The sequence below is a fragment of the Candidatus Glassbacteria bacterium genome (assembly GCA_019456185.1).
Lineage (GTDB): Bacteria > Gemmatimonadota > Glassbacteria > GWA2-58-10 > GWA2-58-10 > JAJRTS01.
On the sequence record VRUH01000051.1, the window covers coordinates 21,421 to 27,420 of the forward strand.

At 59.8% G+C, this 6,000-nt stretch carries 4 protein-coding genes and 2 pseudogenes; 4 read left to right on the top strand and 2 right to left on the bottom strand.

The genetic code is table 11. The features are described from left to right. The first annotated feature begins 525 nt into the window (after positions 1-525). The 4 genes and pseudogenes from FVQ81_14870 (at position 526) to FVQ81_14885 (ending at position 3,684) form a co-directional block, all read left to right on the top strand. On the top strand, positions 526-1,671 hold the full coding sequence (locus FVQ81_14870) for a DNA cytosine methyltransferase (protein ID MBW7997821.1): 1,146 nt from the start codon (positions 526-528) through the stop codon (positions 1,669-1,671). Positions 1,672-1,675: 4 nt separating this feature from the next. Beyond that, entirely contained in the window at positions 1,676-2,611 is a 936-nt protein-coding gene (locus FVQ81_14875; GenBank protein MBW7997822.1) for a DUF4928 domain-containing protein, read from the top strand. Continuing rightward, positions 2,608-3,012: a DNA mismatch endonuclease Vsr gene (gene vsr / locus FVQ81_14880; GenBank protein MBW7997823.1), complete on the top strand. Its 405-nt coding sequence runs from the start codon at positions 2,608-2,610 to the stop codon at positions 3,010-3,012. Before FVQ81_14875 ends, vsr begins: the two co-directional genes overlap by 4 nt. Positions 3,013-3,495: 483 nt before the next feature. Beyond that, a pseudogene (locus tag FVQ81_14885) lies at positions 3,496-3,684 on the top strand (hypothetical protein). 21 nt (positions 3,685-3,705) lie between these two features. On the opposite strand, the pseudogene FVQ81_14890 reads toward FVQ81_14885, so the two are convergent. Continuing rightward, a pseudogene (locus tag FVQ81_14890) lies at positions 3,706-4,910 on the bottom strand (tyrosine-type recombinase/integrase). Between the two features lie 514 nt (positions 4,911-5,424). Beyond that, a partial coding sequence (locus FVQ81_14895; protein MBW7997824.1) for an ATP-binding cassette domain-containing protein occupies positions 5,425-6,000 on the bottom strand: 576 nt, incomplete at its 5' end.

Genomic DNA, 6,000 nt, shown 5'->3' on the forward strand with positions numbered 1-6,000 from the left:
GGGTTTTTGGAACACATGGGTTTTGCTGCCTATCCTCCCCCGACAATGCGCCCCAGCGACCCGGAAATCGGCTTGGAAGGGGTGTTTGTGCTGGCGGCACTCATGGCCGTCGGCTATGTCGGCGGCAGGGCGGAGTAGAGGGTTGCCAGTGATTGCAAGGTCGCGGATCTGAAAAGGATTGTTCTGCATGGCCCTTAGACAGGCGGCGACTGGTCAATAGATTAGGTGTTCGGAAAGAGGATCCTACCACATTTTGATTGTTGCTCTAAGAACAAAGACAGAACCCCTCTTGCCGCCGGAATCATGTGGTGCCATAATGGTGTCTATGAACACGACATCGCTCAACGCCGCTGACAAGCCCAAACGCTCCAACATCCGGCTCTCATCTGAAATTGAAGATAAGTTAGACTGGGCGCTCCGGAAGCGCCCTGTTAAGGTTTCACGCAATACGTGGATCCTCGAAGCGATCTAGGAGAAGCTCGCGCGCAAAGAGGTGATCAACGACCATGACGACGGGGGATGACAATGGGTCGATTCTATGAGTTTTTTGCGGGGGGAGGAATGGCTCGCGCTGGTCTTGGTCCAGGGTGGTCATGCCTTTTCGCCAACGACATCGACCCGAAGAAAGGTGCCAGCTACGCCCGGAACTGGGGCAACTCCGACCTACGGCTGACGGACGTAGGCGAGCTGAGCACATCGGACCTGCCGGAAACCGCTGATCTGGTGTGGGCGTCTTTCCCCTGTCAAGATCTCTCACTTGCCGGAACCGGGGCCGGACTCAAGGGTGAGCGGTCTGGAACGTTCTGGCCATTCTGGAATCTCATGAAGGCGCTGGCCAATGAGGGCTGCGCGCCGCCGGTGATCGTTCTTGAGAATGTGTGTGGTGCCTTGACCTCGCACGGGGGCAAGGACTTCGCCGTGATCGGTTCCGCAATCGTCAGAGCTGGTTACCGCTTTGGCACCCTGGTGATCGACGCGGTAAATTTTGTGCCGCAGTCCCGGCCTCGTCTATTCATCATCGCAGTGCGCAAGGGCCAGCCTATTCCAAACGAACTGACGCAGCCGGAACCAGGAGAGACATGGCACACCGGCGCGCTGATTGACGCTCATAACCGGCTCTCGAAACGGGAGCGGGAGAGCTGGCTGTGGTGGCACCTCCCGCTACCGCCAAAACGGAACGCGGTCTTTGCGGACCTGATCGAGGAAAAGCCGAAGGGCGTGCCGTGGCATACGACCGCCGAAACCCGGAAGCTGCTGGACATGATGAGCACCGTGAACCGGGCAAAAGTCACGGCGGCGAAGAATACCGGACGGAAGATGGTCGGTGCCATATATAAGCGCACACGTTCGGACGGGAATGGCGGCAAGGTACAGCGAGCGGAAATCCGCTTCGATGATATCGCGGGCTGCCTGCGCACACCGATGGGCGGATCAAGCCGCCAGACGATCATGATCGTCGAAGGGAACAAGATTCGTTCGCGGTTGCTCTCACCGCGCGAGGCAGCACGGCTGATGGGCCTACCCGACGATTACGAGCTGCCGGAGAACTACAACGAGGCTTATCACCTAGCCGGTGATGGCTTGGTGGTGCCGGTGGTCCGGCACATAGCGGAGAACATTCTAGAGCCTGTGCTGGCCGCGATTGCAGTAGAGAGCAAGAAAGCGGCCTGAGCCTATGCCGAACGACCTCATGGAAGCCCTGAAAGCCTTTACTGCTGAGCATAGATTCAAGGGCAAGGGCCCGCTGTGCGTCGCGCTTGTTGTCACCTTGCACGCCCGCAATATGGGACTGCCGCTCGATCCGGAAGCACTTGTCACGGAAGGAGGGGGCCAGGTCCTCGGCCTTGGCAGAGGTGCCGTGCAAGGCGTGTTAAGGCGGCATGAAATCGAGCGAGTGCTGGCCGCCGAAGGCGGGCGGACAAGCCGGGGCAGCCTAAACAACATGCGGGAGTATGTCGCCTTCCTGAATGACCTTGACGGGAAGGGGATGGCGGACCTCGATGCGATAGAGACGTATTGGATCGAATGCGTCCACGCCTTCTTCGCGGGTAAGCCGTTCACGATCAAACTGGATGCGTCACGAGGGCTACGCCACGTCATTCGGAACATTCTGGATCAGGCTGTTGAGCGCCAGAAAAGCGCGCCCGGCATGTACTACGCCGGAGCGGTGCTGCAACACATGACCGGAGCGAAGCTCGACTGTGCGCTCGGGCAGGGGAAATTCGAGCACAACAGCTTCTCGACGGCGGATGCGCCAGGCCAGCGCGCCGGTGACTTCTTCGTTGGCGATGTGGTGATCCATGTCACCACGTCCCCCGGCGAGGCTGTGATTGAGCGATGCCGGGAGAATTTGAACGACGGCTACAAGCCGATACTGGTGACAATGCAGCGGGGCATGACAGTTGCCGAAGGGCTGGCTGACAACAAGGGTCTCGCAGAGCGTATCGACATTTTCGAGATGGAGCAGTTTGTGGCACTAAACCTGTACGAGCTGGGCAAGTTCGCGGCAGATGGTCGGCGCGTGGCGATCACCGATTTGGTGAGCCGATATAATGAAATCATAGAAGATGTGGAAACCGATCCGAGCCTGAAAATAGAAATCCGGAAATGACGGAGAAGCCGGAAGATCGCAGCAGGGTCATGCGGGCGGTCAAGGGCTGGGACACAGGGCTGGAAATGATCGTGCGTCGGCTGACGCACGCCATGGGCTACCGTTATCGACTTCACCGAAAGGACCTTCCCGGAAAACCTGACATGGTGTTTCCCGCCCGGCGAAAGGTGGTTTTCGTGAATGGATGTTTCTGGCACCAGCATAATTGTCCACGGGGTGCGCGTTCGCCGAAATCGCACCGAGACTACTGGATTCCAAAACTCGAACGTAACAGGCAACGGGATGCGGAGCATCAGGACCGGCTTGCTGAGTTGGGCTGGAACGTGCTGGTGATCTGGGAATGCGAAACGAAGGATCGCAATGCGCTGTGTGCAAGGATCAGGAAGTTTCTGGAAGGGTAGCCTCTTCGCCACATCGCCATTCCTTACCGTCTTGGCCGAGGCAAGTTTGATTGGCCTCTGGGCGTCGATCCCGTGAAGCCGTATCCGCTCTGCTCCTGGCTAGAAGCCGTAGTCAGTGGCCTTGCCTAATCACGACCGCTTTCGGGTGATCAGCGGACATTTACTTCTCAATTTTCCGCAGCCCCCCGCCCCCGGGAACGCTGTGACCACCGGGGGGGCCTGTGGGCTAGAGTCCGGGTTGGGTCAAGAGCAGCGGTCGGCAGCCCCTCCAGGTCCCGCCCGACCGGCTCATTTCGTGAAAGGATGACATCACGAACGGCCTTGGCTAGGGCCGTGACATCGTCGCCATTGGAATCGCTTTCGCCGTTTCCCGCCATCTCTGCTTTTCCCTAGCCCCTAGCCCTTCATCGAGCCTTGCCGGATGGTCACAAATGCACCACCATTTGTCCAGTCCGTTCAGGTGAAGCTCGTTGAATGGTGGCGCTGCATCCCGCCCCGTGGAACCGTAGCTTCGCCCGAGAGGGTCGTACTGGCGATCAGCACGATGCCTATTCCATCGCTGCCTGGCTCTCCCTTGCCGACCGGGACGGCAGCCTCGCCGGCTTCCTCAAGCCCGATCTGCCCCCGCCCGAACGCACCGTGGCGCAGGCCGAAGGCTGGATTCTGGGAGTGGCGTAGCGACTGGCTCGTCTGCTACCGCCGTGACGGGATGGGGACGATTTCCGCCTGCCGACTTTCTTGAAGGGCATCCATCTTGGAGCCAAACCGTTCCGCCGCCGCGCGTAGCGGATCGTCCGCGAGATGAGCGTAACGCTTCGTTGTCAGCGGATTGGTATGGCCGAGCAGCCGACCGACGATCTCCAGGCTGAGACCACTGGAAACGAGGTGCGAGGCGTGTGTGTGGCGGTTGTCGTGGAGTCGGTAGTTCTCAATCCCCGCCGCCTTGGTGACCGACATCCAAAACCGCTTCAGTTCCTGGAGGGGCTTGCCAGGAGCATAGCCGGGGAAGACGAAACGGGGGCCTCGGGCTCGGCTTGCCGGCGCATCCCGTCAAGCAACTGGAGGGCCTGGGGGCTCAAGGGCAGGTGCTCCGTTTTCTTTTGTTTCGTCTGGTGGCTGGGCTTGATCCAGAGGCCCCGTTCGAAGTCGATATCGGCCCACTCGACCCTCAGGGCTTCCCCGATCCGGGCACCGGTCAGCAGCTGGAGCAGCACCGCGTTGGCAGCCCGCTGGTTGGGATGTTCGGCCAGGACCCTCAATAGCCGGACCAGTTCGTCGTCGTTGAGCCAGCGCTCCCGCTTTTCCTCGTCGTAGCGTTCGATACCCTTGGCCGGATTGTCCGCCCGCCACTCCCACTGCACGGCCAGGGAAAACATCTTGGAAAGGAGGGCCAGCACTCGGTTGGCCTGATAGGGGTGGTCTTTCATGACCACATGCAGGGACTCGATATCGCGCCGGCCAACCGCCTCCACCTTCTTGGACTTGAACCTGGGCAGGATAATGTTTTCCAGCATGAGGCGGTCGTTGCGGACGCTGTTGGGGCGTTTCTTGGGGATGGCGTGGCGATCAAGATAATCCGCCACCAGATCGGCCATCGTCGGAGCCCGCCGTGCCGCCTGGGACTGGGAGACCGGGTCGCCACCCTTTAGCACCTCCGACAGAATCACCCGGGCTCGTTTCCGAGCCTTGTCGAAGGTGAGGAGCGGCCCGTGCTGGCCTAGGGTCTTGCGTTTCGATTGCCCGGTGATCCGGTTGCGGTACTGGACGACGTAGCTGCGGACCCCGGTCGGTTTCACGCGGATGCCGAAGCCGGGGAGCGCGGTGTCCCAGACGACCTGATCGTGGTCGGTTGGTTGAATGGACTCGACAAGGGATTTGGTTAGCTTGGCCTTGGCCATTTCGAATGCCCTCTCCGTACGGGTAAGCGCGGGGTAAGCATGAAATATCGAAAACCGGAGTGTATTGTCAGGCTGTGTCGTGGTTGGTGAATAGCATTTATCATTATATTCCCGTGCATTATAGAAGTCCATCGAAGTTGACCGGGAAACGGCGAAGGGGTGGCCGGACGATTTGTAATCAGCAGGTCGTGGGTTCGATTCCTGCATCCGGCACCAATAAAATCAAGGGCTTAGCAAAATAATTGCCCAGCCGTTTTTTTTATAGCAACCACATGGCAACCACCGAATTTAGAAATAGGTGGGCCTGGAGCTGGCCCGGTGGCAAAGGCATTATACCAACGGCCATAATCACTGACTCCCCCGACCATCCTTCGACACGCCGCTTGCGCGGCTGCTCAGGATGAGATTTTTTGAAAAATAAAGAGATTCCTCATCCTGAGCAGCGAGCGAAGCTCGCGTGTCGAAGGATGCCCACAGGTCAGTGTCTCTGTCCGCTGGCATTAGTCGGGATATCCTACTCCGCCGCCTCGCGGGCGAGGAAACCGCCCGACTGGCGAGCCCACAGTTCGGCGTAGAGGCCGCCCCGCTGCAACAGGGAATCGTGGTTGCCTTCCTCGACGATCTTTCCGCCGTCCATGATGATCAGGCGGTCCATGGCGGCGATGGTCGAAAGCCGGTGGGCGATGGCGATCACCGTCTTGCCCTCCATCAGGTGGAACAGGTTTTCCTGGATCGCCATTTCGACTTCCGAATCCAGCGCGCTGGTCGCTTCGTCGAGGATCAGGATCGGCGCGTTCTTGAGCAGCACCCGGGAGATCGCGATGCGCTGGCGCTGGCCTCCTGATAGCTTGACCCCGCGTTCGCCGACGTGGGCCTGGTACCCCTTGCGGCCCTCCAGGTCCTCCAGGTCGCCGATGAAATCGTGGGCGTGGGCCTGGCTGGCGGCGGCGATCACCTCGTCTAGGCTGGCATCGGGCTTGGAGTAGCGGATGTTGTCGATGACCGAACGGTGCAGCAACGAAGTGTCCTGGGTCACCATGCCGATCCGCGCCCGCAGGCTGTCCTGGGTCACCTTGGCGATGTCCTGGCC

Bases quoted from the DNA above. Each gene is read 5' to 3' on its own strand.
- FVQ81_14875 (MBW7997822.1), top strand. From the start codon at position 1,676: ATGCCGAACGACCTCATGGAAGCCCTGAAAGCCTTTACTGCTGAGCAT.
- vsr (MBW7997823.1), top strand. From the start codon at position 2,608: ATGACGGAGAAGCCGGAAGATCGCAGCAGGGTCATGCGGGCGGTCAAG.
- FVQ81_14870 (MBW7997821.1), top strand. From the start codon at position 526: ATGGGTCGATTCTATGAGTTTTTTGCGGGGGGAGGAATGGCTCGCGCT.